Below are 26,747 nucleotides of genomic sequence, written 5' to 3' on the forward strand. Positions count from 1 at the left end.
GTTTTCGCACTTCAGCCGGTTCGGGCAACCCCTAATGTTGCGGCGAGCTACGGACGGGCGCGGCTGACACCATGGTGTTCGTCGCCGGCAGGCTGAAGGGATCCAGGGATGTTCCGCAAGGTGCTGGTCGCCAACCGTGGAGAGATCGCCATCCGCGCATTCCGCGCGGGCTATGAATTGGGTGCGCGCACGGTCGCCGTGTTCCCGCACGAGGACCGCAACTCGCTGCACCGGCTGAAGGCCGACGAGGCCTACGAGATCGGGGAACCCGGGCACCCGGTGCGCGCCTACCTGTCCGTCGAGGAGATCGTGCGCGCCGCCCGCCGGGCCGGGGCCGACGCCGTCTACCCCGGCTACGGGTTCCTCTCCGAGAACCCCGAACTCGCCCGCGCCTGCGAGGAAGCGGGCATCACCTTCGTCGGGCCCAGCGCCCAGACGCTGGAGCTGACCGGCAACAAGGCCCGCGCGGTCGCCGCCGCCCGCGCCGCCGGGGTACCGGTCCTCGGCTCCTCCCAGCCCTCCAACGACATCGACGAACTCGTCCGCGCCGCCGACGAGGTCGGCTTCCCGGTGTTCGTGAAGGCCGTCGCCGGCGGCGGCGGCCGCGGCATGCGCCGGGTCGAGGACCCCGCCGCCCTGCGCGAGTCCATCGAGCAGGCCTCCCGGGAGGCGGCCTCCGCGTTCGGCGACCCGACCGTCTTCCTGGAGAAGGCCGTCGTCGACCCCCGCCACATCGAGGTGCAGATCCTCGCCGACGGCGAGGGCAACGTCATCCACCTCTTCGAGCGGGACTGCTCGCTGCAGCGCCGCCACCAGAAGGTCATCGAGCTGGCCCCCGCGCCCAACCTCGACCCGGAGCTGCGCGACCGGATCTGCGCCGACGCCGTCCGCTTCGCCCGCGAGATCGGCTACCGCAACGCCGGCACCGTCGAGTTCCTCCTCGACCCGGACGGCAACCACGTCTTCATCGAGATGAACCCGCGCATCCAGGTCGAGCACACGGTCACCGAAGAGGTCACCGACGTCGACCTGGTCCAGGCCCAGATGCGCATCGCCTCCGGCGAGACCCTCGCCGACCTGGGCCTCTCCCAGGAGACGGTGAAGCTGCACGGCGCCGCCCTCCAGTGCCGTATCACCACCGAGGACCCCGCCAACGGCTTCCGCCCCGACACCGGCCGCATCAGCGCCTACCGCTCCCCGGGCGGCTCCGGCATCCGGCTCGACGGCGGAACCACCCACGCGGGCACGGAGATCAGCGCGCACTTCGACTCGATGCTGGTCAAGCTCACCTGCCGGGGCCGGGACTTCAAGTCCGCCATCGGCCGCGCCCGGCGAGCCGTCGCCGAGTTCCGCATTCGCGGTGTCGCCACCAACATCCCCTTCCTGCAGGCGGTCCTGGACGACCCGGACTTCCAGGCCGGCCGGATCACCACGTCGTTCATCGAGCAGCGCCCGCACCTGCTCACCGCCCGCACCTCCGCCGACCGCGGCACCAAGCTGCTCACCTACCTGGCCGACGTCACCGTCAACAAGCCGCACGGCGAGCGTCCCCACCTGATCGAGTCGACCACCAAGCTGCCCCCGCTGCCGGACGGCGAGCCCCCGGCCGGGTCCCGCCAGCGGCTGGTCGAACTCGGGCCGGAGGGCTTCGCCCGCCGGCTCCGCGAGTCGCCCACCGTCGGCATCACCGACACCACCTTCCGCGACGCCCACCAGTCCCTGCTCGCCACCCGCGTGCGCACCAAGGACCTCCTCGCCGTCGCCCCGGTCGTCGCCCGCACCCTGCCCGAGCTGCTCTCCCTGGAGTGCTGGGGCGGCGCCACCTACGACGTGGCGCTGCGCTTCCTCGCCGAGGACCCGTGGGAGCGGCTCGCCGCCCTGCGCGAGGCCGTCCCCAACATCTGCCTCCAGATGCTGCTGCGCGGCCGCAACACCGTCGGCTACACCCCTTACCCGACCGAGGTGACCGACGCCTTCGTCCACGAGGCCGCCGCCACCGGCATCGACATCTTCCGCATCTTCGACGCCCTCAACGACGTCGGCCAGATGCGCCCCGCCATCCAGGCCGTACGCGAGACGGGCACCGCGGTCGCCGAGGTCGCCCTCTGCTACACCGCCGACCTGTCCAACCCGAACGAGCGCCTCTACACCCTCGACTACTACCTCCGTCTCGCCGAGCAGATCGTCGAGGCGGGCGCGCACATCCTCGCCGTCAAGGACATGGCCGGCCTGCTGCGCGCCCCGGCCGCCGCCAAGCTGGTCTCGGCGCTGCGCAGCGAGTTCGACCTTCCGGTCCACCTGCACACCCACGACACCGCGGGCGGCCAGCTGGCCACCTACCTCGCCGCCATCCAGGCGGGCGCCGACGCGGTGGACGGCGCGGTCGCCTCCATGGCCGGTACGACCTCGCAGCCCTCGCTGTCGGCGATCGTGGCCGCGACCGACTACTCGGAGCGTCCCACGGGACTCGACCTGCGCGCGATCGAGGACCTGGAGCCGTACTGGGAGAGCGTCCGCAAGGTCTACGCCCCCTTCGAGGCCGGCCTCGCCTCCCCGACCGGCCGCGTCTACCACCACGAGATCCCCGGCGGCCAGCTCTCCAACCTGCGCACCCAGGCCGTCGCGCTCGGTCTTGGCGACCGCTTCGAGGAGATCGAGGCGATGTACGAGGCCGCCGACCGGATCCTCGGCCGGCTGGTCAAGGTCACCCCGTCCTCCAAGGTGGTCGGCGACCTCGCCCTGCACCTGGTCGGCGCCGGGGTACGGCCGGTGGACTTCGAGGCCACCCCCGACAAGTTCGACATCCCCGACTCGGTCATCGGCTTCCTCCGCGGCGAACTGGGCACCCCGCCCGGCGGCTGGCCCGAGCCGTTCCGCACCAAGGCCCTCCAGGGCCGCGCCCCCGCCAAGCCCGCCCCGGAGCTCACCGCCGAGGACCGCGAGGGCCTGGCCAAGGAGCCCCGCACGACCCTCAACCGGCTGCTGTTCCCGGCCCCGACCCGCGAGTTCGACACCCACCGCCAGACCTACGGCGACACCAGCGTCCTCGACAGCAAGGACTTCTTCTACGGGCTGCGCCCGGGCAAGGAGTACTCGGTCGACCTGGAGCCCGGCGTCCGGCTGCTGATCGAGCTCCAGGCCGTCGGCGAGGCCGACGAGCGCGGCATGCGCACGGTGATGTCCAGCCTCAACGGACAGCTGCGGCCGATCCAGATCCGCGACCGGGCGGCGGCCTCCGACATCCCGGCCACCGAGAAGGCCGACCGCGCCAACCCCGGCCATGTCGCGGCCCCGTTCGCCGGAGTCGTCACCCTCGCGGTGGCCGAAGGCGCGGAGATCGAGGCGGGCGCCACGGTCGCCACGATCGAGGCCATGAAGATGGAGGCCACCATCACCGCCCCGAAGGCCGGCCGGATCTCCCGGCTCGCCATCAACCGCATTCAGCAGGTGGAGGGCGGCGACCTGCTGGTCGAGATCGCCTGAGGCAGGGCGGCCCCTGGGGACGGGGAGGACCGGGTGGACCGGCCCTCCCCTCCGGCTACGAGCGGGAGAAGTGCGCGCCCAGCCGGGCCTTCACCAGGTTCGGGTCGCGCTGGGTGAGGTAGCCGGCGCTCGCCACGAACACGTCGCGGTCGCGTACCGCCAGCGAGGTCGGGTTGGACAGCCCCTCCTGCACGGAAAGGACGGTGCTGTGGCTGCCGTCCGGGCCGACCAGCACGACCTCGTTGGACGGGTTCAGCGCGGCGAGCACCAGGTCCGAGCGCCCGGGGAAGACGAAGTCGTCGACCCCGGTGAGGCCGGTCGCCCGCGTCTCGGCCGGCCCCGCCGAGCCGTCCGCGCCCACCGGGATGCGCAGCAGCGTGCCCCGGTCGGTGTTGGTCACCCACACCGCGTCCTGGTGGACCTTGATCCCGTTCACGCCGAAGCCGGTGGCCGACGGGAGCCCGGTGAGCGCGGTGCCCGTGGCCCAGGCCGTGGCCGTACCGCCCGACGCCGGGATGCGCCACACCGTGCCCAGCGCCGAGTCGGCGGCGTAGAGCACGCCGTGCTTCTCGTCGAGGGCCAGTCCGTCGGGCAGGCCGTCCGCCGGCAGCCGGCCGATCTGCTCGGGCGTGCCGCCGCCCGCCGGGATGCGCCAGACGCCGGTCCTGCCGGTGCCGGTGGCGTAGTTGACGTACAGCGTGCCGTCCTGCGCGCGGGCCAGGCCGTGCGTGACCGCACTGCCCACGAGGGGCGTGCGGGGGTTGTTCTCGTCGGGCAGGGTCGCGAGGACCCGGACCCGGCGCTCCCGGGTGACCTTGACGACCTGCCGGGCGTACGCGAAGGAGACGTCGACCGTGCCGCCCCGCTCGGCGACGACGCTCTCGGGCGTCTGCCCGCGGGCCAGGTCGAAATGGGCGACGGTGTGGGGACGGGAGAGGACCGGCTCGTCACTCGCGGCCGGAACCGCCGCGAGCAGGCCGATCGCGACCGCGGCCGGGGCGGCGACGGCCCGGCGGGGGAATCGGGGCATGTGACCTCTTTCGACGGGAGCGCGGAGCTCCGGCGTACCGGTCACACCAACATGAGGCTTCGCCGTCCCCGGGCCGCGGCAGCCGTGGCCGCGACGTCGCCCGCCCGGCGCACGGCCGGGCCCCGCGTGCCGCCCAGCCGGGTGACGGCCCCGCTCAGTTCCACATCGGGTAGTTCATGACCTGCGTGTATCCCTCGGGCCTGGCACCGGAGTAGGTCAGGTTCATCCGCGTGAAGTGCTGTACGTTCGGGTGCTTCGTCCAGGCCGTCGGGCGGTCGAGCCGTACGGTCACCGGATACTTGTGGAACTTGCCGGCCGCGCAGTACGGCTTGCAGTCGTTCACCACGTTCACGCCCTGGGCGACCGCCGTCCTGTCGTTCCACTGGGTCCAGTGCATGCCGGTGAGGATGCTGTTGCCGTCGCCGCAGGCCAGCAGGAAGTCGGTCGGCCGGAACCGCTGGTGCCAGAGGCAGTCCACGAGCACCGGGTGCTGGACCGACGCCGGCGACGCGGACGGTGTCGGCGGCGTCGCGGAAGCAGTCGTCATGCCTGCCGTGAGCAGCAGGGCCGCCCCGAGTCCGATCGCCGTTCCCACCACTGGTCTGCGCATGGTCGCTCCCGCCCGTTCGGCCGTACTTGTTCTCTTCGACGCTACGACCGTCCAGCGGGATGTACCACTTGCGGCGTATTCGCCAGTCCGTTCATGTCGTGGTCGCCGGTGGAGCGGGAGCCGATCTGGGTGATCAGGCCGAGGACCAGGAAAACCCAGATCAGGACCTTCGCGGCGGTGTCCAGGACCAGCGGCCGGGTGGCGGAGCGGGCCTCCTCCTTCGCGACGGGCGGGTCGCCGAGCAGTCCCTTCGGGTAGACGGGCGACAGCATGCTGAGGTAGGCGCCGAACCGCATCCGGTAGCGGGCGACCGCGGCCGTCGCCCCGAAGACCGGACCGGGCAGCCGGCCCAGCACGATCCCGATGATCCAGAAGATCCAGCCGATCGCGAACCAGCCCGTCGTCACCAGGTTCGCGATGATCGCCGCCGGGATCATCAGGATCAGCCGGAACAACACCGCCGGCCGGTTCAGGGTGGTGGGCCGCAGCTCGATCTGCACGGGGTAGTCGGGCGCGGTGAGGGCGAACGGCGGATACCGGTCGACCAGGAGCATGGAGCTGGCCGCGATCCGGGTCTCGTAGGCGAGGTACTTGCCGAGGAACGAGGCGATGGAGTCGGGCAGCCGGCCCAGCACGAGCGCCGCGAACCAGCCGGCCACCGTCACGAAGAACGCCGCGATGCCGAGCAGGCAGAGCACGACGAACTGCGGTACCAGCAGCAGCCAGCGCAGCAGCACCGTCCAGCGGCGCTGCTGCCCCGGCCCCGGGATGTCCAGCTCCGGCCGCCACTCGGGGCCGTCAGCCGTGGCGGGAGGGCGTGGCCCCCAGCTCTGCGTCATGAGTCCTCCCGTCGTCCGGCCGCGGCGCGGACGGCCTCTCCATCGTGCGGCGGAACGACGGCCCCCGCCAGGGTGGACGAGCCGAACTCAGCCGTGTGTGACGGTCAGACCGTAGAACGCGACGCGGGCACCGTTGGTCGTGCTGTCGGAGGACGACTGGTTGTACGAGCCCGCCTTGAAGTACTGCTTGTACGGATTGAAGGAGGACGGAATGGCGTAGTGGGTCGTAGTGCCGTTGACGGTCAGGTTGATGGTGTTCCCGCCGGAGACGGAGATGGTGTACGACCAGGTCTTGCCGACCGACACGTTGCCCACGCTGTGCGTGGTCTGGCCGCCGTCCGGGGAGTTCTCGGTGCCGAGCACGATGTCGCCGTTCGAGCGGTAGTACAGCTCCAGCAGCGGCTTGGTGGACGAGCCGCCGGTGCCGAGGTGGATCTGGCCCACGCACACGTTCTTGGTCACCGAGACCACCCGCAGGGTCGCGCTCATCTTGTGGCTGCCGCTCAGCGACCAGTTGGCGGCGCTGCCGTCCCGGTTCATCTCGCGCAGCTCGGAGCGGGCGTAGTTGGAGTTCGGGGTGGTGACGCCCTTCTCGGGCGCCCAGAAGGTCATCGCGCCGTCGCGGGTGTCGGTGTAGAAGTACGCGTCCTGGTAGCCGTTGGCGCCCTGGAGCCGGGACGAGGAGATGGTGGTCGGCGAGCCGGGGGAGCCGACCGGCTCCTGGAGCTGCCATATCGACAGGTCGAAGTTGCCGCCGGGCGCGACGTTCGGGTTCGCCGCGTCCGCGCTGCCGCCGAACAGGACGGTGAGGGCGAGGGCGAGGCCCGCGGCGGTCGGCGCCGCGAGCAGCCGGGATCGGTTCACGTGGGGGGTCCTTTCGTCGGAGGGATGCGTCCGGAGTCCGCTGCACGAGATCCGGAGAGGTTCATGTGCATGAACTCCGGCCGCATCCGTAACCCTCAATGACCCGCGAAGGTAAAGGTCCGGACCAATCCCGTCAAGGGGTCAGCAGGCGCCCTCGTCCTGCCAGGGACCCCACTCGGAGGCGCCGGGCACCTCGTTCTGGGTCCACCACTTGGCTTTCCAGTTGTGGCTGTTGTACGAGACCTCGTTCCCGGCCGTGTACACCGCCGACGCACTCCAGGCGGTCTTGCAGGAGGTGGGAGTGGGTGTCGGGGTGGGCGTGGGAGTGGGGGTGGTGGTCGGCGGGGTGACCCCCGCGAACTTCACCGAGTACGTCGCGAAGTCCCAGGCGCTCTGCGCCACGCTGGAGCAGGTTCCGGACGTGGTTCCGTTGTTGTCGACCGGGGAGCACTGGCGGTCGCGGTTCAGGGACCAGAACGTGAAGCGGTCCATGTTGTGGCTCGTCGCGTAGTCGAGCACGGTCTGGAAGTCGGCCTGGGTGAAGTACTCGCCGGTGTCGCTGCGCCCGTTCATCCCGGAGAAACCCTCGTGGGCGTAGGCGGTCGCCTGGTCCCAGCCGAAGGTCGACTGCAGGATCGAGTTGAAGTTGGTGAGCGCGCTGGTCTGCGAGGCCGCCCCGCTGAAACCGCCGTCGAACGGCATGATGGAGAAGTTGTTGGGCGTGAACCCCTGCGACTTCGCCTCCAGCAGCATCTGCTTGCCGAACCAGCCGGTCCCGTCCGCCGTGCCGGCCGTCGTCACCGACACGTACAGGCCCGGGTTGTTCTGCTGGAGGATCTTCGCGGCGCCGATCTCGTTCCTGATCGCCGCGGTGTTCTCGTACTCCGGCTCCTCCAGGTCGAAGTCGATCGCGTGCAGCCCGTACTTGGTGATGACCTGCTGGTAGGCCGCCGCCGTGGAGGCCGCGTCCGCGCAGGTCTGCCCCAGCTTGGTGCCGCCGTAGCCGCCGATGGAGACGGAGACGTCGCCGCCCTTGGCCCGGATGGTGTTGATCACCGACTGGACCGCGGTGTCCGAGGAGACCGCCGCCGTGCCGCCCCAGGTGGGCGAGCAGCCGCCACCGTTGGGGGCCAGGACGAACGCCAGCTGGAAGGCCTTGAGGCCGCTGGCGTCCATGATGGCGGCCGCGTCCGGCGGGTTGTTGTCCAGGGGCATCAGGTAGGGGGCGGCCGCATACCACCGGTTGCTCAGCGCGGTGGTCGCGCCCGAGGCGTTGCTCGCGACGAGCGCGGTGGTGCCGGCGGCGGCGAGGGTGACGGCGGCCGCCGCGCCCAGACATGCGCGAAGGGGTCTCACTGGTGCCTCCAGGGGGCCGGGGAGGTGGGGTGGTCCCAGCTTCCGGAGGTGTCGCGGTCACGTCAATAAATTGGACTGGACCAAAGCTCCCTTTGGACTAGACCATACGAACACTTTACCTGGCGTGGCGCAGCAGTTCCATCGTCCCGAACCGCACCTTCACGCCGGGCGACCAGAGCACGCTGACCGGCGGCCCGGACAGTGCGGGCAGGCCGGCCGCCGCCACCAACTCGTCGTCCAGATCCAGCAGTTCGGCCCGGTGCAGCGGCCAGGGCGCATGTTCGTTCGGCAGGTGCGCGGTACGGCCGTGCCAGGTCACGTGCAGCCCCCAGCGCGCGGTCAGGAACTGCTCCAGCGGTGAGGGCTCGGCGATCGGCGCCCCGATCCGGACGACCGCCCGGCTCGCGGCCGCCGGGCGCCGCCGCCGGCAGGTGTACGTGATCACATCGCCCTCTCGGCGCAGCCGCATCGCGGACCAGATGTACGGCAGCCGGAACCCCAGCCGGCCCATCAGCACCGGGAGCAGCCGGGTCGCGTCCAGGGACCTGAACACCACCCCGCGCCGGCCGTGCCCGTCCACCGAGTACAGCCGTACGTTCGTCTCGCAGAAGGTGCCCAGATACGGCAGCCCCGGCCCCGGCCCGAAGCCCGTGCCCCGCATCAGGAACGGGACGAGACCGACGTACGTGACCCCGTCCAGCGTGTCCGGCCGGGTGCCGGCGGGCAGCAGCCCCGCCACCCGCTCCGGCTCCACCGGCCAGTGCAGGAAGGTCAGTTCGTGCCACCCCTGCACCATCGTCGGCCACCGTACGGGCCGCGGGGTGGACGGGGTGATCGGCTCGGTCGGCACAGTCGGCACGGTCTCCATGGAACATCGGTGATAGCACGCCAGTACGAGGGGGTGGTGGGCGGGGGCGGCCTGGGGGAGCCGACGGCGATCGCCGCGCGGGAGCGCACGAGGCGCCCGGCCGGGAGGGCCCGGCCGGGCGCCTGCGACAGGGTCCCGCCCGGCACCTACCGCGTGTGGCCCGGGAGCGTCACGCCGTCCCCGCCGTCCCCGACAACGACGGGCTGGTGCGGCAGGGCGGTGGCGTGGCCCGGCTGCACGTCGGTGGGCTTCACGCCCGGCACCTCGGTGAGCGTGATGCCGGGGTCCTCGGTGAGAGTGGCGCCGTCCACCGGGGTGAGAGTCGCCGGCGTCCAGTCGGTCGGCACCGCGCCGGGCACCTCGGTGAGCGTGATGCCGGGGTCGTCGGTCGTGCCGTCGTCGCCGGAGGCCGCCGCGGCGACCCCGCCCGAGGCGAGGAGCGCGACGGCGACGCCGGTGATCAGCAGGCCTCGGCGGCGGGAGACGCCGCGCCAACGTGTCTTCATGGGATCAGCTCCTTCTGGGGTGACGGGACGTGGGGACACCGGACCCGGTGCGGCCTCCGGTCCCGTCGGGAACGAGTACGTCCCCGACTCTCGCCGCCGTCCGCTGAAGATCCGCTGAACGTCCTGAAGATCCCCTTCAGCACCGCGCGTCACCGGTGAGGCAAGGTGTACGACATGCGTGTGCTGGTGATGGACGACGACGCCCGGCTCGTGGAGCTGCTCCAACAGGGCCTGCGGGCAGAGGGGTTCGCGGTGGACGCCGTGGGCGACGGCCTCGACGGCCTCGCCAGGGCGGCCGCCGACAGCTACGACGTGATCATCCTCGACGTGATGATGCCCGGGCTCAACGGCTACAAGGTCTGCGCCCACCTCCGTGCGGCCGGCGACAACACCCCGATCCTGATGCTGACCGCGAAGGACGGCGAGTACGACGAGGCGGAGGGCCTGGAGACCGGCGCCGACGACTACCTCACCAAGCCCTTCTCCTTCGTCGTCCTCATCGCCCGGCTGCACGCCCTGATGCGCCGCGCACGCCCCGAACGGCAGATCGTCCGGCACTTCGGGGACCTGGAGATCGACACCGGCGCCCGCCGCTGCCGCCGCGCCGGTACGGACATCGCCCTCACGCCCCGTGAGTTCGACGTCCTGGTACTGCTTGCGGCATCCCCGGACGTCGCCATCACCAAGGCCGCCATCCTCGAACACGTCTGGGACAGCGCGTACGAGGGCGGTCCGAACATCGTGGAGGTCAACGTCAGTGCGCTACGCCGAAAAATCGACCGGCCCTTCGGCCGGGCCAGCATCGAAACCGTACCCGGCGGAGCCTACCGACTCCGCTCCGACGGATCCTGACCGCAGCAGGCGACGGCGACGCCCGCGGCTGTGGCCCCGCACGGTGCGGGGCCGTGCCACCCTGGCCGTCGCCCTCGTCGCCGGTATCGCCCTCGCCGCCAGCTCGGCGGTCCTGCTCTACGCCGTCCACACCCACCTGGTCGGCTCCGCCCGGACCGCGGCCCGCGACCACGTCGAGCAGGCCGCCCGCCGACTCGACGCGGGCGCCCCCGTGGCTGAGGTGCTTACCGCTCTGCCGGACGTCACCGTGGTCACCGGGGACGACTCCCAGGGCACGCAGACCGGTGAGCCGGACGACGGCGAGGCGACCGCCTCCGTCGACACCGCCGCCGGGCTGATGCTGGTGCAGGCGTACCCCGACCTGGCTCCCGCCCGCACCGCCGTCGTCATCCTGACCTGGGCCCTGGTCCCCGGCGCCGCCCTGATGGTCCTCCTGGTGGCCGGGCTGAACTGGTACGCCATGGGCCGGGCGCTGCGGCCGGTGGAGGACATCCGTGCCGAGTTCGCCGACATCACGGCCCACAGTCTCCACAACCGGGTCCCGGTGCCCGGCTCCGAGGACGAGGTCGCCTCGCTGGCCGAGACGATGAACGGCACCCTCGACCAGCTCCAGCGCGCCGTCGAGCGGCTGCGCACCTTCACCTCGGACGCCTCGCACGAACTGCGCGGCCCCCTCACCACCCTGAAGGCCCGTCTCGAACTGGCCCTGGCCCGCCCCGACCGTGCCGAGTGGCCCGCCGTCGGCCGCGAGGCGCTGCGCGACACCGTCCGCCTGGAGGAGATCGTCGACGAGCTGCTGCTCCTCGCCCGCCTGGACGCGCACCGACCGCTGAAACTCCAACCGCTCGGCGTGACCGACCTCCTGCGCCGGACCATAGCCGAGCGCTACCCCCACCGGCCCGTCGTCCTCGTCGCGCCCGCGGAGCCCGACGAGCCGGTCCTCGGCAGCCGCACCGCACTCGCCCGCCTCTTCTCGAACCTCCTGGACAACGGCCTGCGGCACGCGCACCACACCGTGACCGTCGAGATGCGCCACACCGAGGGCGAAGCGGTCGTCGAGGTCCGCGACGACGGGCCGGGCATCCCCGAACCCGACCGCGAACGGGTCTTCCACCGCTTCACCCGGCTGGACAACGCCCGTACCCGCGACGCGGGCGGCACCGGCCTCGGGCTCGCCATCGCCCGCGACATCGCGACCGCCCACGGCGGGACGCTCACCGCCCAGCCACCTCGCGCCGCCGACCCCGGCGCCCGCCTGGTCCTGACCCTGCCCCGGCCGGCCGCCGCCCTCACCCGTTCATGTGAGGGACAGGCCGCCCACGGCTGATCGACCCTGGTGCGGAGCCGGCCGGGAAGCCCTTTTGAGGCCGGTCGCAGACTCCGGGGAGAGGTGGATCCGATGGTGCAGAGCTACACCGAGGCGCCGATCAGCAAGGTGACGGCCGCGGGCGGCGTGGAGTACGCGTACCGCGAGGTCGGCGAGGGCGGTGTGCCCTTGGTCCTGCTGGTGCACTTCCGCGGCAACCTCGACAACTGGGACCCCGCGCTGGTGGACGCCCTGGCCCGGGGCCGGCGCGTCATCGCCTTCGACAACACCGGCGTCGGCGGATCCGGCGGCACCACGCCGGGCACGGTGGCGCAGATGGCGGTGGACGCCATCGCCTTCATCGACGCGCTGGAACTGGGCCAGGTCGACGTCCTCGGGTTCTCCCTCGGGTCCTTCGTGGCCCAGGAGATCACGCTGATCCGGCCGGCGCTGGTACGGCGTCTCGTGCTGGCCTCGTCCGCACCCCAGGGGGCGCCCGGCATGCACGGGTGGGCGCAGTGGGTCATCGATTCGGTCGGACAGGTCAGGACCGACCCCGCGAAGATGCTCGACGTCTTCTACACCCGGTCCGCCGAGAGCCGGAAGTCGGGCGAGGCCGCGCTCGGCCGCATGTTCACCCGGGGCGAGCTGGACACGCCGACGACGTGGCAGACGCGTCAGGCGCAGTACGACGCGGTGTGCGCCTGGGGCATCCCCAATGTCGGGCTCCTGGAGCGGGTGACCGCGATCCAGGTGCCGGTGTTCGTCGCCAACGGCGACAGCGACCCGATGATCCTGCCGCGCTACTCCCACCTGCTGGCCGGGCTGATCCCCGGCGCGGAGCTGCGGATCTACCCGGACGCGGCGCACGGGTTCCTCTTCCAGCACCACGAGGAGTTCGCCGCCGACGTCACCCGGTTCCTGGCCCGGCCGCAGGCCGCCGAAGGGAACGACGCCGCGTGAGCGACCTGCTGGATCTCGTCCTGCACGCCCACGGGGGCCTCCCGCGGTGGCGAGAGGCGGAGACCATTCACGCCACGGGGTCCCTGGGCGGGGTCCTGTGGTCCCAGGTCGGTCAGGACGGCATCCTCGCCGACGCCGACATGAGCGTCGACGTGCAGCGCCAGCGACTGGTCTTCGAGCGCTTCACCGGCGCCGAGCTGCGGGGTGTGTTCACGCCGGAGCGGGTCGCGGTCGAGCGGCGGGACGGCGACGTCGTCGCCGAACGGGCCGCTCCGCGCGAGGCCCTCGTCGGCCACGACCCGGACACCCCGTGGGACCGGCTCGACGTGCTGTACTTCGCGGGCTACGCCATGTGGAACTACCTCACGGCCCCCTACCTGCTGACCCGGCCCGGCGTGGTCGTCGAGGAGACGGAGTCGTGGCGGGAGGCCGGCGCGGAGTGGCGCCGGCTGCGGGCCCGGTTCCCGCACGACATGGCCACCCACTGCACGGAGCAGGTCCTCCATTACGACCACTCCGGTCTGCTGCGGCGCCACGACTACGCGCCCGACGTCCTCGGCGGCACCCCCGCCGCACACTTCGCCGAACAACACGTGCAGGTGTCGGGACTGGTCTTCCCCACCCACCGGTACATCGTGCCCGTGCAGGACGACGGGCACGCGCTGCCCGAACCATGCCTGATCACCATCGATCTCGACGAGATCTCCGTCGTCTGACTCCGTTGTCCGAGTCCGTCGTCCGACGACGGGAGAGGTTGAGAGCATGACCGAAATCCGTACGTTCCCCTCGACCACCGGCGGACGGTCCGTCGCTCCCTCGAAGGACCTCGTCCTCCCGGTGGGCGCCCACGTCGACCAGCTCTTCCGGCGGGCCATGACCGAGCCGTTCGTCCTGCAGAGGCTGTCGGAGCGCTCGTACTGGGTCGAGGTCGGGGTCTTCGCCACGCTGTTCCACGTGGGGGAGGAGTCCGTCCTCCTGATGGACCCCATCGAGCACTGCTACGACGGCGTCGTCGCGGCGATCGCGTCGGTGACGCCCAAGCCCGTCTCCACCGTCGTCTACACCCACTTCCACGCGGACCACATCGGTGACGCCCCCAGGTACGTCGAGGCGGCACGGCACGACGGCCGCGCGCTGCGGATCGTGGCCAGTGAGAAGACGGCCCGGAAACTCGGGGCCGTGGACAGCGTGCTGCCGCGTCCGACCGAGACGGTCGCGTGGCCGGAGGGGAGTTTCACCTTCGAGGACCTGACGGTCCGGATGCACGGTTTCGAGTGGGCGGCGCACACCGACGACCACTCGGCATGGCTGCTGGCCGGCGAGAACATCGTGCACTGTCCCGACCTGATGGGCCCGGACCAGCCGCCCTTCTGGCACTTCACCGGCAACGAGCGGTTCCTGTTCGCGGACCGCAACCTGACCGAAGTCCGGGACATGACCTGGGACTTCCTCTCCGCGGGCCACGGAAACGTCGGCTCCCGCGCCGACGTCGAGTTCGAACTCGGCTACTACCGGGACATGCGGGACGCGGTCACCCAGGCCTTCAAGGCACATCCCATCAGCGACTTCATCGACCCCTCCCAGGGCGCCCACTCGGCCTGGTTCCCGGCGCAGCTCGCGGCCGTGGCGCGGGACGCGGTGGACCTGCTGCGACCGAAGTACGGCGAGTACTACGGCTTCGAGGCGAGCGCGCCGGCCAATGCGGAGATGGCGGCCTTCACCGTCTTCTCCTTCCGCTGACGCAACCGGCCCCCCACCCCGCCCACCTGGGTAAACTGGGGGTGCCACGCAGGTCTTGAGGAGGAGGGTCCGGGATGCCGCCGCACACCTCTTCCGCGGCCGGGCTTCCGGGCGAGGGCGACGAGCAGAGCGGTCCCCCCGTCCGGCAGGCGCTGTCGGACAGCGTGTACGAGAGCATCAAGGCGATGGTCATGGACCACGAGATCGCCCCCGGCGCCCGCGTCGGCATCGACGCGCTGTCCCGCGCCCTCAAGGTCTCGCCCACCCCGGTCCGGGAGGCGCTGGCCCGGCTGGAGTCCGACGGACTGGTGGTCAAGCGCGCCCTGTCCGGATACCGGGCCACGGAGCTGCTGACCCGTCAGGGCCTCGCGGAGCTCTTCGAGATGCGGCTGCTGCTGGAGCCGAGGGCCGCCGCCCTGGCCGCCGGCAACGCCACCGAGGAACAGCTGGACGGCCTGGAGCGGATCCTCGAGGAGATGCAGGTCCAGCCCAGCCCGAACGGCCGGTACGCGTCCTACCGCGACTTCGCCGGACTCGACCAGCGCTTCCACGAGGCGATCGGACAGGCCGCGCACCGGCCGCTGCTGGCCGACGCCGTGCAGCGCCTCCACGCGCACCTGCACATCTTCCGGCTCGGCGACGTCGTCGGGGCCGGCGGCCCGACCGTCGCCGAGCACGAGCGGATCGTACGGGCCGTGCTGCGCCGCAACCCCGAGCGGGCGGCCGAGGCGATGACCGAGCACCTCACCCGCAGCATGGAGCGCCAGCTCGAGGACGACGGCGGCGCCGAGCCGCCTACTCCATGAGGAAGACCTGTTCCGCCGTGGCCCACCACTCACCCGGGGTAGTCGGGGTGTGCCGCTTCGCCGGCGGGTGACCGCGGCGACCGACAAGGTCGAGTCGTTCGACCGGTCAGTCGATGCCTTCGACGATGCGGAAGTCGCGCTCGACGCCGTCGGAGAGGGCGACCAGCGCCTCCTGGTAGGCCGCACTCTCGTGCGCCGCGACGGCCTGCTCGAAGCTGTCGAACTCGATCAGGACGGTGCGCTCGGCGATGCCGGCGTCATGCGCCACGACCCGGCCGCCCCGGACGAGGACCCGGCCGCCCCCGGCCTTGACGGCCAGAGGGGCCAGCTTGTTGTAGGCAGCCAGCTTCTCAGGGTCTGAAATGGTGCGGTAGACGCTGACCCAGTAGCCCTTGGGCATGGAACCTCCAGTGTCGGGACGAGTGCATCTGACTTACGGGTTGGTCTCGGACGAGCGTCGGCGGGCGAGAGCGAGGCCTGTCAGTGTCGTGATCGCCATGGCGCCGATGCCGACCAGCGCCGCGGTGGTGTAGGCGCTGTCGTCGGGGAAGAGGTGGCCGGGGCCGGTGCCCGCGGTGAGGATCAGGCCGCCGAGGGCGCTGCCCAGGGAGTACCCGACGCTGCGGACGACGTAGTTGAAGCTCATGGCGCTCGACGTCTCGCTCCTGGGGGTGACGGCCAGGATGACGCCGGGCATCGCGGCCGAGAAGCCGCCGACGCCGAAGCCGAGCACGCCCATCGCCGTGAACAGTTCGGCCAGGTCCGACCGGGCCGCCGCGAACAGGGCGAACCCGCCGCCGACCACGACGGCGCTGCCGGCCAGGAGCAGGGGGTCGGCGACCCGCGTCCGGACCCGCGGCGTGAGCTTGCCGGCGACGAACCCCAGCACCGAGAACGGGATGAGGACCAGCCCGGCGACGAAGGTTGTCAGCCCGAAGCCGTAGCCGGCGCCGTGCGGCGTCTGGGCGTACCGGGTGATGAGCGTGAGCAGGAGGTACATGCCGATCCCGCCGACGAACATGGCGAGGTTCGCCCCGGCGACCGCCGGGTGCCGCACCGCCCGAACGTCGACCAGGGGCGTCGTGCTGCGCAGCTCGACGACGGCCCAGACGCAGAGCAGCACCACCGCGACGACGGCGAGGCCCGCCGCCACGGCGAGGTGCCGGCTCCACAGATTCCGCTCGCCGGCGAGGAACAGCACCAGGAGCAGCGCAGCGGCCAGGACGACCGCGCCTGCCACGTCCACGTGAGCGGAGCGGCCTTCGGGGGCTTCGGGCATGGAGCGCCACGCGGCCAGGAGGGCGGCGGCGGTGACGGCCAGGCCGAGGCCGTAGGCGGCCCGTACCCCGCCGAGCTCGGAGAGCAGTGCGGCCACCGGGTAGCCGACGCCGGCCCCGATGATCGAGACCACCGAGATCAGGGCGATCACGGCCGCGCCGCGCTCCTCGGGGAGGTGGTCCCGGGCCACGCCCATCATCAGCGCCGTCAGCCCGAGCCCGACGCCCTGGGCCGCCCGGCCGGCCAGCAGCCACGCGAAAGGCAGCGGCAGCACGGTGAGCGCGCTGCCGGCGACGACGACCGCCAGCGTGGCGAGGATCGTGGCCCGCCGGTGCCGGCCGGCACCGAGCCGGCCCAGGACCGGCGTGGCGACGGCGCCGCTGAGCAGCGCGACGGTCAGCGTCCACTGCGCGCTGCCGAGCGAGACGTGGAACGAGGTCGCCACGCTGGTGATGAGCGGCGTCCCGAGGCTGGCGACCGCCGCCACGACCAGAGCGATGAACATCAGGGCGGGGACCAGCAGCCGCGCCTCGGAACGCGCCACCGGGAACGCCTTCGCCGCGACCCCGCCGTCGGGTTGCCCGGTCACTGCTTCGGCCCTTCGCGGTCCTGGCTTTCGAGCTCTGCCAGATGCTTCAGCGCCGGAAGGGCCGCCACCAGCGCCTCGACCTCGTCGCCGGTGAGCTCGCCGATCAACCGCTCGAACGCGTGGACGCCCGCCCGGTGCCGCGTCCGGACATAGGAGGCGCCGGCCTCGGTCAGGCACACCAGCGTGACCCGCTTGTCGGACGCGTCGCCCCGCCGCTCGACCAGGCCGGACCCCTCCATCACCCGGACCAGGGCGGTCATCGCGGGCTGGGTGACGCCCTCGACCGCGGCCAGATCGGTGATGCGCCGCGGCCCGGTCCGGTCCAGGGTGGCCAGAGTGGCGGCGGACGTCAGGCTCATGTCCCGGGGCAGACGTCTCGCGGCCCTGGTGGCCAGGGAGTAGAGGGCTGCCCCGATGGCGGCGGACGCGCCAGGAGCGGTGTCTTGACGACTCACGCTGGAAGCATAGCATTTTTATATTCATAGTTTATGCAAATGGGATCCGACAGCGCAGAGGGATACCCGCGCTGTTCTGCCGGCGGCAGAACACCGGCCGGACCGGGCTCGACGATCACTACGGTCCAGTCTCATGACGACGATGACGACGCGTACGGTCGAGTATCCGGCCGACGGTCTGACGATGATCGGGCACCTCGCGCTCCCGGCCGGTGTCGACCGCCGGCCCGCGGTGCTGCTCGGACCGGAGGGCATGGGGCTCAGCGACGTCGAGCGCCGTCGGGCCGATGCTCTCGCCGAGCTGGGATACACAGCGCTGGCCTTCGACCTTCATGGCGGGCGCTATCTGGGCGACCCCGAGGAGATGCTGGCCCGCTGCCTGCCGCTGCTCGCCGATCCCGAGCGGATGCGGGATATCGGCCACGCGGCGCTCGACGTGCTGCGCGCCGAACCGCGGACCGACCCCGACCGGATCGCCGCCGTCGGCTACGGCACGGGGGGCGCCATCGGGCTGGAACTCGGGCGCGACGGCGTCGACCTGCAGGCCATCGGGACAGTCAACGCACTGACCACGGGCCGACCGGGCGAGGCGGCGCGCATTCGCTGCCCGGTGTGGGCCGGGGTCGGTTCGGAAGACCCGATCATGCCGCCCGCGCAACGCAACGCGTTCACCGCCGAGATGCAGGCCGCGGGCGTCGACTGGCGCCTCACGGTCTACGGCGGCGCCTTGCACGCCTTCCACCACCCGACGGTCGGCCACCCCGTGGTCCCCGGCGTCGGCTACCACCCACGGCACGCGCAGCGAGCCTGGCACGACGTCGTCGACCTCCTCGCCGAGTGCCTGCCCGTGACCGAACCCGGGAGCGGGGGGCGTACTTCAATGTGACAGCGCCGGAGCCGGTCCGGCACCGGCTCCGGCACCTTGCGGTGCAACTCGCGGTACCTGTCGAGCTGTTCCGGTCGTACGGCGATGACCTGGGCGAGCCGCCTCAGGAGCGCACCGCGTCGCGGTCGTGGATCAGGCGGATGATCCGGCCGCTCATCCGGTCGTAGTCCCGGTCGTTGTCGACCTCGCCGCGGACGCGGTGGTCGGTCATGACGACGATCCGGTCGGCGAGGGTGACCATCTCCGCGAGGTCGCTGCTGATCAGCAGGATCGGCAGGCCGTCACGGGCCAGGTCCCAGAGGAGTTCGTGGAAGGCGCGTTTGGTGCGCACGTCGACGCCCACCGTCGGTTCGTCGACCACGAGCAACCGGGTGTCGGCCGCCAGCCACTTGGCGAGGCTGACCTTCTGCTGGTTGCCGCCGGAGAGTTCGCCGGCGTTCTGCGCGAGGCCGGTGATCCGGATGCCGAGCCGGTCGACGAGGTCCTGGGCGACGGCGCGTTGCTCGCCCGCCGGGACGAACCCGAGCGCCCTGGCCAGCCTCTTCCACACCGTCACCGTGATGTTGCGGACGATGGGCTGTTCCAGGAAGACGCCCTCCTCCTTGCGGTTCTCGGTCACGTACCCGATGCCGAACTCGTGCAGGGCCTGGCGGGGCGAGCTGATCCGCACCGGCCTGCCGTGCACCCGGACCTCGCCGGCGGTGATGCGGTCGAGGCCGAGCACCGCCTTGACCAGCTCGCTCCGGCCCGCGCCGACCAGCCCGTACAGGCCGAGGATCTCCCCGGGCCGCACCGCCAGGCTGATGTCCCGGTGCCCGCCGGCCGTCGCGACCGCGTCCAGCTCCAGGACCGGCGCGGCGGACCGGTCGACCGTGCGCGGGCGCATCTCGGCCGCCGCGTGGGCGCGGCCCACCATCAGGCTCACGATGTCGTCGTGGGAGTGGTCGGCCAGCGGCGCCGACTCCAGCACCGACTTCCCGTCCCGCAGCACGGTGACCGTGTCGCAGAGGGCGAAGACCTCCTCCAGTTTGTGACTGACGAAGACGACACAGGCACCGCGCTCGGCCAGCCGCCGGACCACCGCGAACAGCCGCTCCGTCTCCTCGGGGGAGAGGGAGGCGGTGGGCTCGTCCAGGAGCAGCACCCGGCTCTCGGTGTACAGGGCCTTGGCGATCTCCACCAACTGCTGCTGGGCGACGGACAGTTCGCGCACCGGCCGGTCCGGGTCGAGGTCGACGCCCAGCTCCGTGAGGCAGGCGACGGCCGGTTCGGTCATGGCCGCGTAGTCGACCAGACCGCGGCGCGCGGGCGGCTTCTGCAGGGTGATGTTCTCGGCCACCGAGAAGCCGGGGATGAGGTTGCGTTCCTGGTGGACGACGCCGATGCCGGTCCGGGTCGCCTCAAGGGGAGAGCGCAGCTGGACCCGTTCACCGCACCAGGCGAGGGTGCCGCCGTCGGGGGAGTGCACCCCGGTCAGGACCTTGATGAGGGTGGACTTGCCGGCGCCGTTCTCACCGAGGAGCGCGTGCACGGAGCCGGCGGCGAGCCGCAGCCCCACGCCGTCCAGGGCGCGGACGCCGGGGAAGACCTTCACGAGGTCGTGGCATTCGAGGAGGACCGTACTCATCGGGCGCCTCCCGGCTGCGGTGACGGCGGCAGTGATGACGGCATGGCGGCCTTCGCCAGCCGCGTCTGGTGCAGGTGCCCGCCGGCCACCGTGCCGAGCACCACCAGGCCGATCAGCAGGTTGACCCAGCTCGGGTCCAGCGAGAACTGGGCGCGGGCCGCGTCGATGAGCCGGGTCACGAAGGCCGCGAGGACGGTCCCGAACACCGCGATGGAACCGCCGGTCAGCGCGACCCCGCCGATGATCGGCGCGGCGAAGCTGGGCAGCAGCCAGTCGCCGCCGACGCTGCGGTTGACGCCCGGCAGCGAGGCGGTCGCGGTGACGGCGGCCACGCCGACGAGCAGCCCGGACAGGGTGTGCGCGGCCACGATCTGCCGGTCGGTGGAGATGCCCGAAAGGCGGGCGGCCAGCGGGTTGCCGCCGGCCGCGAGCAGCCGCCGCCCCGCGACCGTGCGGTACATGAACGCACCCAGCAGGACGGCCGCGACGATCGCCGTGACGAAGACGAGCGGGATGTCCAGCGGCGCCGCCGTGCCCAGGTCGCGCAGCGTGGCGGAGTAGCCGTCGACGGTCCGGGTGCCGACCAGCCGGTACTGCGCTCCCAGCAGGATCGTCATCGTGGCGAGGGTGACGATGAACCCGTTGATCCGCGTGGCCACGATGGCGACACCGGTCACCAGGCCGACGGCGGTCGCCGTCAGCAGCCCCACGAGCACGGCGACCCCCGCGGGTACTCCGTGGTCGGCCATCAGGACGCCCGTCAGGCAGGCGGTGAAACCGCCCAGGGCGCCGACGGCGAGATTGAGCTGGCCCACGCACAGCGCCACCATCTGGGCGAGGCCGATCAGGATGGGTGTGGCGAGGTACTGGAGGAAGACCCGTACCGAGGGGCCCTCGAAGAAGGAGCCCGACGACGCCACCTCCAGTGCCACCGCCCCTGCCACGACGACCAGCAGCAGCATGGCCGTCGTCGTACGGGAGAACCGGTGCAGCGCCGCGGCTGCCCGGCTCTGCCGGTCGCGGATCGTGCTCATGCGGCTCATGTGGAGCGCACCACCTTGCGATAGGACACCACGGTGCGGATCCGGTCGGCCGACAGGGCCAGGAGCAGGATGCAGCCGAGGTAGATGTTGAGGCTTTCCAGGCCGACGCCGAGCAGGTCGAGCCCCTTGCGGATCACGCCGACCAGCGCGGTGCCGAGCAGCGTGCCCAGCACGGACACCACCCCACCGGTGAGCAGGGTGCCGCCGAGTACCGCGCCCAGGAAGGACGGCAGCATGAAGTCGTCGCCGATGGAGGCGCGGAACGTGCCCGTCCCGGCGGCGGCCATGAACCCGGCGAGCGCCGCGAGGAGCCCGGAGAGGGTGTGGGCGAGCAGCACCCGGCGTCCGGTGGGGACGCCGGACAGTTCGGCGGCGGCCGGGTTCGCCCCGGTCAGCAGCAGCTCCCGGCCGATGCGGGTGCAGCCGTACAGGAAGCCGAGACCGGCCATGGCGAACACGGTGAACTGGGCCAGTTGCGGGATCGCCGGGGAGCCGCAGACCGGGCCCACGCAGATGTCCGCCAGCGAGTAGGACCGCAGTGCATCGATGCCGGCCGGGCGGGTGGTGAAGGCGGCGTCCTCGGTGAGCGCCGAGTACATCAGGGACACCAGGCCCAGCAGGGCGAAGTCCATCGCCAGCGTGACGACGAAGGAGCTCACCCCGGTACGGTCGATCAGCCAGCCGGTGACCGCGCCGATCGCCGCGCCCGCGACCAGGCACAGCAACAGGCCCACCTGCATGGGCAGATGGAGCTTGTCGTAGCCGAGGCCCGCGAACATGGCGCCGAAGGCCGCCATCCGCCCGACCGCGAGGTTCATGTGCCCCACGGACAGGGCGACCATCTGGGCGAGCGCGACGACGGTCAGCGTGGCGACGTCCCGCAGCAGCGGGAAGAGCACCAGGCGCTGGTCGAGGAAGGCGGGCCGGAGCGCGCCGAACAGGATGCCCAGCGCGATGACCAGCACCAGCAGACCGAGCCGCTGGTTGACCCAGAACGGTATCCGGTGGGCGGCCGCCCGCTGCTCCGGGACGGACTCCGGCGGGCTGACGGACGTCGTCATGCCACCCTCCGGTCGTCGAGGGCGTCCAGGTCCCAGTCGATGCCGATCCCCGGCACGTCCGGGGCCACCGCCAGGCCGTCGCGGATGGCCAGCTCGGTCCGGGTCACGGCCCGCAGCTGCGGGATGTACTCGACGAAGCTGCCGTTGGGCACCGCGGCGGCCAGGCTGACGTGCAGCTCCATCAGGAAGTGCGGGCAGACCGTCACGTTGTGGCTCTCCGCCAGGTGCGCGACCTTCAGCCACGGGGTGATGCCGCCGATCCGGGCCGCGTCGACCTGCACGACGGACGCGGCGCCCGTCTCCAGGTAGCTGCGGAACTGCATGAGCGAGTACATGGACTCGCCGACGGCCACCGGGATCCGGGTCGCCCGCGCGAGCCGGGCATGGCCGCTGATGTCGTCCGCGGGCAGCGGCTCCTCCAGCCAGTACGGGTCGTACGGCTCCAGCGCGGCCGCCAGCCGGAGTGCCGAGGACGCCGTCTGGGACTGGTTGGCGTCGGTCATGACGTGCAGCGTGGGACCGACCGCCTCGCGCACGGCGCGCAGCCGCTCCGCGTCCTCGGCGGGATGCGGCCTGCCCACCTTGACCTTGACGCCCGCCCAGCCCGCCTCCTGGGCCCGCAGGGCGCCCTTGACCAGTTCCTCGGTGCTCAGATGGAGCCAGCCGCCCTCGGTGTCGTAGACCGGCACCTCCTGGCGGTGTCCGCCGGCCAGCCGCCACAGCGGCTCCCCGGCCCGCCTGCACCGCACGTCCCACAGGGCGGTGTCCACGGCGGCGAGGGCGAGGGAGGTGATGGCGCCGGTGGTGGTGGCCCGGGTCAGGGCGAACAGCCGCTGCCACAGCGCCTCGACGTTGCGGGCGTCCTGTCCGACGAGGGCGGGCAGCAGATGGTCCTGCAGCAGGGCCAGTACGGAGGTGCCGCCGGTGCCGATCGTGTACGCGTAGCCGGTGCCCGCGAGACCGTCCGCCGTCGCCAGGTCGACCAGGACCGTCTCCTGTTTGACGAAGGACTGCACCGCGTCGGTGCGGTCCGTCTCGACGGCGATGTCGACCAGCCGGGCGGTCGCGGTCGTGATGATGCTCATCGATGTCCGTTCTCTCTCGCGCTCTTCGGGCTCATCGGGCTCTTTGGAGGCGGTCAGCCGCACGAGAGGTACTTGTCGGCGAACTCCGTCTTCAGCTGCCTGGTCTTCTCCTGCCGGGCCTTGTCGTAGTCGCCGACGTTCGCCTTGGTGACGACGAACGAACCCGAGTCGACCTTCACCCCGGGGTCGCGCATGGTGCACTGCTTCGTCTGGAGCAGTGCGAGCGCCCAGGTGCCGATCTCGGCCTGGCCGGTGGGGTTCTGTACGACGGTCGCCGTGACCGTGCCCGCCCGGATGCCGCTGAGGATCTTGGCGTCGTCGTCGATGGCGATGACCTTCGCCCTGGAGCCGGACGACCTGACGGCGTCGGCGGCGGCGACGGCCGGGTTGTAGGCGGTGGCGACGATGCCCGTGATCCGGTCGCCCTTGGCCGCCATCAGGTCGGAGACGGCCTTCTGCGCGGTCTGCAGGTCGGTGTCGATGTCGGTGACGGTCTGCAGGAGCTTCACCTTGCCGCCGGACTCCTTGACGGCCCGGGCCACGCCCTTGATCCGCAACTGGGTGTTGGCGTCCACGTTGTTGCCGGTCAGATGGACCAGGGTGCCCTTGCCGCCCATCGCCTCGATGGCCGCCTTCGCGGCTTTGTAGGCGGCGAGTTCGACGTCCGTGGAGAGGCAGAAGTCGGCCTTGTCCGTGTCGCTGGCCGGGCAGGAGCCCAGGGAAGCCACCGGGAAGCCCTGCGACGTGAGGTCGGCGAAGGTGGTGTTGATGTCGGTGGGGGAGACGCCGAACACCCCGAAGGCGTTGTAGCCGCGGGCGGCGAGCGTGGACAGCAGGTTGTTCTGCTTCTGCTGGTCCCACTCGGCCGTCTCGTCGAAGGTGACGTCCCCGAGGCCGTAGGTCTTCTTGGCGGCGGCCCCCGCCGTCTTCCACGGCTGGAAGTACGGATGGGCGCCGCCGGGCACGAGGGCCACCTTGGTCCCCGACCCGTCGGCCAGGTCGGCGCCGTCGCCGGTGCGTCCGGCGGTCGAGGCCTGTCCGGTGGCGGTGGTGGGTGCGTTGCGGTAGGTGCAGGCCGCGGTCCCCGTGGCGAGCAGTGCCGCCGTGAGAACCCCGGACAGGACGGATCTGGTCGGGAAGTACATCTCCCACCCCTGCAGGATCAGATAGGAAATCGATGCGGTGATCGTGGGGCAGGGGGAGGTGTGCGTCAAGGTCTTGGACGGAAACCGTTTCAAGCAGGGGGGATTCAATGAACGGTGCAGTCGATGTCGTCGAGAGGGTCGACAGATCCTATAGGAAAGGCGGAAATGCAACTCGGCTTGCCTGTAAGGCAGTTCGGCCGCGATCCGGTCGCGCACGACTCTGGTCCACGGCTCCCACCATGGGCTACCGTCGGTAACACCTGGCCGTCCCGGCAGTCCCAGTCATGTCTCCCGCACCGCCCGCGTCCGTACGGAAGGCACCCCCGCCATGGAGAATCCCAGCGCAGGCACCGGCGCGACCGAAGGCTCCGAGCAGTCGTCCCGGTTCACCCGCCGTCAGGTGCTGACGGTGGCCGGCGGCGCGCTCGCCGGTATGACCCTCGGCCAGGCCGGTGCGTTGGCCGCCGAGTCGCAGGACGCGGACGCGATCGTCGTCGGCCACGGCCTCGCCGGTCTGGTCGCGACCGCCGAACTCGCCGCCGCCGGCCGCAAGGTGCTGCTGCTCGACCAGGAGCCGGAGGCTAGTCTCGGCGGCCAGGCGTTCTGGTCCTTCGGCGGTCTGTTCTTCGTCGACTCCGACGAACAGCGGCTGATGGGCGTCAAGGACTCGCACGACCTCGCCTGGCAGGACTGGCTCGGCACGGCCGGCTTCGACCGGGGCGTGGGCGACCCGAGCGGCCAGGACTACTGGGCCTACAAGTGGGCCGAGTCGTATGTGAACTTCGCCTCCGGCGAGAAGCGGTCCTGGCTCTCCGGGCTGGGCGTGCAGTGGTTCCCGATCGTTGGCTGGGCCGAGCGCGGCGGCGGCCTCGCCGACGGGCACGGCAACTCCGTGCCCCGCTTCCACGTGACCTGGGGCACCGGTCCGGCCGTCGTCGAACCCTTCGAGAAGAAGGTCCGCGCGGCGGTCGCCGCCGGGAAGGTGACCTTCAAGTTCCGCTACCGGGTCGACGAGCTGGTGACCACGGGCGGGGCGGTGACCGGTGTCCGGGGCGCGGTCCTGGAGCCCAGCAGCGCGGCCCGCGGCACCCCCAGCAGCCGTACCGTGGTCGGCGACTTCGAGCTGCGGGCCCCGGTCGTGGTGGTCACCTCGGGCGGCATCGGCGCCAACCACGACCTCGTACGGCAGAACTGGCCGGCCCGGCTCGGCACCCCGCCCAAGTTCATGGTCACCGGCGTGCCCGCGCACGTGGACGGCCGGATGCTCGGCATCACCGCCCAGGCGGGCGGCCGGATCGTCAACCCCGACCGGATGTGGCACTACACCGAGGGCCTGCGCAACTACGCCCCGATCTGGCCGAACCACGGCATCCGCATCCTGCCCGGCCCGTCCTCCATGTGGTTCGACGCCAAGGGCCGCCGCTTCAACACGCCGGACATCCCCGGCTACGACACCCTGCACACCCTCGGGTCGATCACCGCCTCCGGCTACGACTACTCCTGGTTCGTCACCACCCAGAAGATCATCGCCAAGGAGTTCGCGCTCTCCGGCTCCGAACAGAACCCCGACCTCACCAACAAGAACGTCTGGCAGCTGCTCTCCCGGATCTGGCAGACCCCGGAGCCCATCGAGAAGTTCAAGAACAACGGCGCGGACTTCGTGGTCGCCGACAACCTCACCGATCTGGTCACCGGCATGAACAAGCTGACCGGCGACAACCTCATCGACCTCGCCGACCTCAAACGGCAGATCGAGGCCCGCGACCGCGAGATCGACAACCCGTACACCAAGGACGTCCAGGTCCAGGGCATCCGCAACGCCCTCAGCTACATCGGCGACTCCCTCAGCCGTACCGCCTCGATCCACCGGATCCTGGACTCCAGCGCAGGGCCGCTGATCGCCGTCCGGCTGAACATCCTCACCCGCAAGACCCTCGGCGGCCTCCAGACCGACCTCTCCGGGCGCGTCCTGAACAGCAGCGGCTCGCTGGTGCCCGGGCTGTACGCCGCCGGTGAGGTCGCGGGCTTCGGCGGCGGCGGGGTGCACGGCTACCGCTCGCTGGAGGGCACCTTCCTCGGCGGCTGCCTCTTCTCCGGCCGGCAGGCGGGGCGTGCGGCGGCCGCAGCGACGGCGACCTGACGGAGGCGGCCCTGACGGCGGCCTGGCAGAAAGGACCGAGATAGTCCGACTTACCCACCCCCAACCCGCCCCGACAGTGGCACCCTTGACAGCGTGCGTACTGTTTCGCGACGTTTGAGCGACACCTCCGGACCGGCGACCCCGTCGCCGGTCGCGGAACGACGGTGTACAGCGGGGAACAGGAGCTGTTCGTAGACACGGCAGAACGGCAGAAC

General features: G+C 71.6%; 24 protein-coding genes. 9 read left to right on the forward strand and 15 right to left on the reverse strand.

Annotation, left to right across the window (positions count from 1 at the left end; translation table 11 throughout):
- The first annotated feature begins 108 nt into the window (after window positions 1-108).
- On the forward strand, window positions 109-3,483 hold the full coding sequence (locus tag ABZ887_RS13540; protein ID WP_361287448.1) for a pyruvate carboxylase: 3,375 nt from the start codon (window positions 109-111) through the stop codon (window positions 3,481-3,483).
- 55 nt (window positions 3,484-3,538) lie between these two features.
- Here the strand turns inward: ABZ887_RS13540 and ABZ887_RS13545 are convergent, their stop codons facing one another.
- From ABZ887_RS13545 to ABZ887_RS13575, 7 genes are all read right to left on the reverse strand, one after another.
- Window positions 3,539-4,513, reverse strand: a complete 975-nt coding sequence (locus tag ABZ887_RS13545; RefSeq protein WP_361287451.1) for a hypothetical protein — start codon at window positions 4,511-4,513, stop codon at window positions 3,539-3,541.
- 154 nt (window positions 4,514-4,667) lie between these two features.
- A complete protein-coding gene (locus ABZ887_RS13550) occupies window positions 4,668-5,123 on the reverse strand; it encodes a hypothetical protein (RefSeq protein ID WP_361287454.1) in 456 nt (151 codons plus the stop codon).
- 41 nt (window positions 5,124-5,164) lie between these two features.
- Complete coding sequence (locus tag ABZ887_RS13555) at window positions 5,165-5,962, reverse strand: DUF4389 domain-containing protein (protein ID WP_361287457.1); 798 nt, start codon at window positions 5,960-5,962, stop codon at window positions 5,165-5,167.
- An 87-nt stretch (window positions 5,963-6,049) separates the two neighbouring features.
- Entirely contained in the window at window positions 6,050-6,826 is a 777-nt protein-coding gene (locus ABZ887_RS13560; protein WP_361287460.1) for a polysaccharide lyase family 7 protein, read from the reverse strand.
- Between the two features lie 141 nt (window positions 6,827-6,967).
- On the reverse strand, window positions 6,968-8,182 hold the full coding sequence (locus tag ABZ887_RS13565; protein WP_361287463.1) for a carbohydrate-binding protein: 1,215 nt from the start codon (window positions 8,180-8,182) through the stop codon (window positions 6,968-6,970).
- Window positions 8,183-8,297: 115 nt separating this feature from the next.
- Window positions 8,298-9,050 carry a DUF2071 domain-containing protein gene (locus ABZ887_RS13570; protein WP_361287466.1) on the reverse strand — a complete coding sequence of 251 codons (753 nt, stop codon included), beginning with the start codon at window positions 9,048-9,050 and terminating at the stop codon, window positions 8,298-8,300.
- A gap of 146 nt (window positions 9,051-9,196) precedes the next feature.
- Window positions 9,197-9,556, reverse strand: a complete 360-nt coding sequence (locus tag ABZ887_RS13575) for a hypothetical protein (protein WP_361287469.1) — start codon at window positions 9,554-9,556, stop codon at window positions 9,197-9,199.
- A 174-nt stretch (window positions 9,557-9,730) separates the two neighbouring features.
- On the opposite strand from ABZ887_RS13575, the gene ABZ887_RS13580 reads away from it, so the two are divergent.
- The 6 genes from ABZ887_RS13580 to ABZ887_RS13605 all read left to right on the forward strand — a co-directional run bounded on the left by ABZ887_RS13580 (window position 9,731) and on the right by ABZ887_RS13605 (window position 15,223).
- A complete protein-coding gene (locus ABZ887_RS13580) occupies window positions 9,731-10,408 on the forward strand; it encodes a response regulator transcription factor (RefSeq protein WP_361287472.1) in 678 nt (225 codons plus the stop codon).
- Between the two features lie 43 nt (window positions 10,409-10,451).
- Complete coding sequence (locus tag ABZ887_RS13585) at window positions 10,452-11,735, forward strand: HAMP domain-containing sensor histidine kinase (protein ID WP_361287475.1); 1,284 nt, start codon at window positions 10,452-10,454, stop codon at window positions 11,733-11,735.
- 72 nt (window positions 11,736-11,807) lie between these two features.
- Window positions 11,808-12,677, forward strand: a complete 870-nt coding sequence (locus tag ABZ887_RS13590) for an alpha/beta hydrolase (protein ID WP_361287478.1) — start codon at window positions 11,808-11,810, stop codon at window positions 12,675-12,677.
- Window positions 12,674-13,393 (forward strand): hypothetical protein, encoded by a 720-nt coding sequence (locus tag ABZ887_RS13595; RefSeq protein ID WP_361287481.1) that lies wholly within the window; start codon window positions 12,674-12,676, stop codon window positions 13,391-13,393. Before ABZ887_RS13590 ends, ABZ887_RS13595 begins: the two co-directional genes overlap by 4 nt.
- 46 nt (window positions 13,394-13,439) lie before the next feature.
- A complete protein-coding gene (locus ABZ887_RS13600; RefSeq protein ID WP_361287484.1) occupies window positions 13,440-14,417 on the forward strand; it encodes an MBL fold metallo-hydrolase in 978 nt (325 codons plus the stop codon).
- 74 nt (window positions 14,418-14,491) lie between these two features.
- Window positions 14,492-15,223: a GntR family transcriptional regulator gene (locus ABZ887_RS13605; protein ID WP_361287487.1), complete on the forward strand. Its 732-nt coding sequence runs from the start codon at window positions 14,492-14,494 to the stop codon at window positions 15,221-15,223.
- A gap of 106 nt (window positions 15,224-15,329) precedes the next feature.
- Here the strand turns inward: ABZ887_RS13605 and ABZ887_RS13610 are convergent, their stop codons facing one another.
- Genes ABZ887_RS13610 through ABZ887_RS13620 form a run of 3 tightly spaced genes read right to left on the reverse strand, consistent with a single transcriptional unit; the run spans window position 15,330 to window position 17,449 of the window.
- Window positions 15,330-15,623 carry a DUF1330 domain-containing protein gene (locus ABZ887_RS13610; protein ID WP_361287490.1) on the reverse strand — a complete coding sequence of 98 codons (294 nt, stop codon included), beginning with the start codon at window positions 15,621-15,623 and terminating at the stop codon, window positions 15,330-15,332.
- 33 nt (window positions 15,624-15,656) lie between these two features.
- Entirely contained in the window at window positions 15,657-17,090 is a 1,434-nt protein-coding gene (locus ABZ887_RS13615; protein WP_361287493.1) for an MFS transporter, read from the reverse strand.
- Complete coding sequence (locus ABZ887_RS13620; protein WP_361288019.1) at window positions 17,087-17,449, reverse strand: MarR family transcriptional regulator; 363 nt, start codon at window positions 17,447-17,449, stop codon at window positions 17,087-17,089. The genes ABZ887_RS13615 and ABZ887_RS13620 overlap by 4 nt, the downstream gene beginning before the upstream one ends.
- Before the next feature lie 229 nt (window positions 17,450-17,678).
- Here ABZ887_RS13620 and ABZ887_RS13625 point away from each other — a divergent pair, with 229 nt between their 5' ends.
- Window positions 17,679-18,431, forward strand: a complete 753-nt coding sequence (locus ABZ887_RS13625; RefSeq protein WP_361287496.1) for a dienelactone hydrolase family protein — start codon at window positions 17,679-17,681, stop codon at window positions 18,429-18,431.
- A 103-nt stretch (window positions 18,432-18,534) separates the two neighbouring features.
- Here the strand turns inward: ABZ887_RS13625 and ABZ887_RS13630 are convergent, their stop codons facing one another.
- The 5 genes from ABZ887_RS13630 to ABZ887_RS13650 are packed head-to-tail and all read right to left on the reverse strand — an operon-like array spanning window position 18,535 to window position 24,392.
- A complete protein-coding gene (locus tag ABZ887_RS13630; protein WP_361287499.1) occupies window positions 18,535-20,058 on the reverse strand; it encodes a sugar ABC transporter ATP-binding protein in 1,524 nt (507 codons plus the stop codon).
- Window positions 20,055-21,092, reverse strand: a complete 1,038-nt coding sequence (locus ABZ887_RS13635; RefSeq protein WP_361288022.1) for an ABC transporter permease — start codon at window positions 21,090-21,092, stop codon at window positions 20,055-20,057. The genes ABZ887_RS13630 and ABZ887_RS13635 overlap by 4 nt, the downstream gene beginning before the upstream one ends.
- 5 nt (window positions 21,093-21,097) lie before the next feature.
- On the reverse strand, window positions 21,098-22,162 hold the full coding sequence (locus ABZ887_RS13640; RefSeq protein WP_361287502.1) for an ABC transporter permease: 1,065 nt from the start codon (window positions 22,160-22,162) through the stop codon (window positions 21,098-21,100).
- Window positions 22,159-23,247: a mandelate racemase/muconate lactonizing enzyme family protein gene (locus tag ABZ887_RS13645; RefSeq protein ID WP_361287505.1), complete on the reverse strand. Its 1,089-nt coding sequence runs from the start codon at window positions 23,245-23,247 to the stop codon at window positions 22,159-22,161. Before ABZ887_RS13645 ends, ABZ887_RS13640 begins: the two co-directional genes overlap by 4 nt.
- A gap of 53 nt (window positions 23,248-23,300) precedes the next feature.
- Complete coding sequence (locus ABZ887_RS13650; RefSeq protein ID WP_361287508.1) at window positions 23,301-24,392, reverse strand: substrate-binding domain-containing protein; 1,092 nt, start codon at window positions 24,390-24,392, stop codon at window positions 23,301-23,303.
- Window positions 24,393-24,720: 328 nt separating this feature from the next.
- Here ABZ887_RS13650 and ABZ887_RS13655 point away from each other — a divergent pair, with 328 nt between their 5' ends.
- Window positions 24,721-26,532, forward strand: coding sequence for an FAD-binding dehydrogenase (locus ABZ887_RS13655; RefSeq protein ID WP_361287511.1), 1,812 nt, complete (start codon window positions 24,721-24,723; stop codon window positions 26,530-26,532).
- The last annotated feature ends 215 nt before the right edge of the window (window positions 26,533-26,747 follow it).

Origin of the sequence: Streptomyces sp. NPDC047061, from assembly GCF_040643955.1 — a bacterium.
In the GTDB taxonomy this organism is placed as follows: domain Bacteria; phylum Actinomycetota; class Actinomycetes; order Streptomycetales; family Streptomycetaceae; genus Streptomyces.

Coding starts and splice junctions, on each gene's coding strand:
- ABZ887_RS13540 (WP_361287448.1), top strand. CDS start 109: ATGTTCCGCAAGGTGCTGGTCGCCAACCGTGGAGAGATCGCCATCCGC.
- ABZ887_RS13545 (WP_361287451.1), bottom strand. CDS start 4,513: ATGCCCCGATTCCCCCGCCGGGCCGTCGCCGCCCCGGCCGCGGTCGCG.
- ABZ887_RS13550 (WP_361287454.1), bottom strand. CDS start 5,123: ATGCGCAGACCAGTGGTGGGAACGGCGATCGGACTCGGGGCGGCCCTG.
- ABZ887_RS13555 (WP_361287457.1), bottom strand. CDS start 5,962: ATGACGCAGAGCTGGGGGCCACGCCCTCCCGCCACGGCTGACGGCCCC.
- ABZ887_RS13570 (WP_361287466.1), bottom strand. CDS start 9,050: ATGGAGACCGTGCCGACTGTGCCGACCGAGCCGATCACCCCGTCCACC.
- ABZ887_RS13575 (WP_361287469.1), bottom strand. CDS start 9,556: ATGAAGACACGTTGGCGCGGCGTCTCCCGCCGCCGAGGCCTGCTGATC.
- ABZ887_RS13580 (WP_361287472.1), top strand. CDS start 9,731: ATGCGTGTGCTGGTGATGGACGACGACGCCCGGCTCGTGGAGCTGCTC.
- ABZ887_RS13590 (WP_361287478.1), top strand. CDS start 11,808: ATGGTGCAGAGCTACACCGAGGCGCCGATCAGCAAGGTGACGGCCGCG.
- ABZ887_RS13600 (WP_361287484.1), top strand. CDS start 13,440: ATGACCGAAATCCGTACGTTCCCCTCGACCACCGGCGGACGGTCCGTC.
- ABZ887_RS13605 (WP_361287487.1), top strand. CDS start 14,492: ATGCCGCCGCACACCTCTTCCGCGGCCGGGCTTCCGGGCGAGGGCGAC.
- ABZ887_RS13610 (WP_361287490.1), bottom strand. CDS start 15,623: ATGCCCAAGGGCTACTGGGTCAGCGTCTACCGCACCATTTCAGACCCT.
- ABZ887_RS13620 (WP_361288019.1), bottom strand. CDS start 17,449: ATGAGCCTGACGTCCGCCGCCACTCTGGCCACCCTGGACCGGACCGGG.
- ABZ887_RS13625 (WP_361287496.1), top strand. CDS start 17,679: ATGACGACGATGACGACGCGTACGGTCGAGTATCCGGCCGACGGTCTG.
- ABZ887_RS13630 (WP_361287499.1), bottom strand. CDS start 20,058: ATGAGTACGGTCCTCCTCGAATGCCACGACCTCGTGAAGGTCTTCCCC.
- ABZ887_RS13635 (WP_361288022.1), bottom strand. CDS start 21,092: ATGAGCACGATCCGCGACCGGCAGAGCCGGGCAGCCGCGGCGCTGCAC.
- ABZ887_RS13640 (WP_361287502.1), bottom strand. CDS start 22,162: ATGACGACGTCCGTCAGCCCGCCGGAGTCCGTCCCGGAGCAGCGGGCG.
- ABZ887_RS13645 (WP_361287505.1), bottom strand. CDS start 23,247: ATGAGCATCATCACGACCGCGACCGCCCGGCTGGTCGACATCGCCGTC.
- ABZ887_RS13650 (WP_361287508.1), bottom strand. CDS start 24,392: ATGTACTTCCCGACCAGATCCGTCCTGTCCGGGGTTCTCACGGCGGCA.
- ABZ887_RS13655 (WP_361287511.1), top strand. CDS start 24,721: ATGGAGAATCCCAGCGCAGGCACCGGCGCGACCGAAGGCTCCGAGCAG.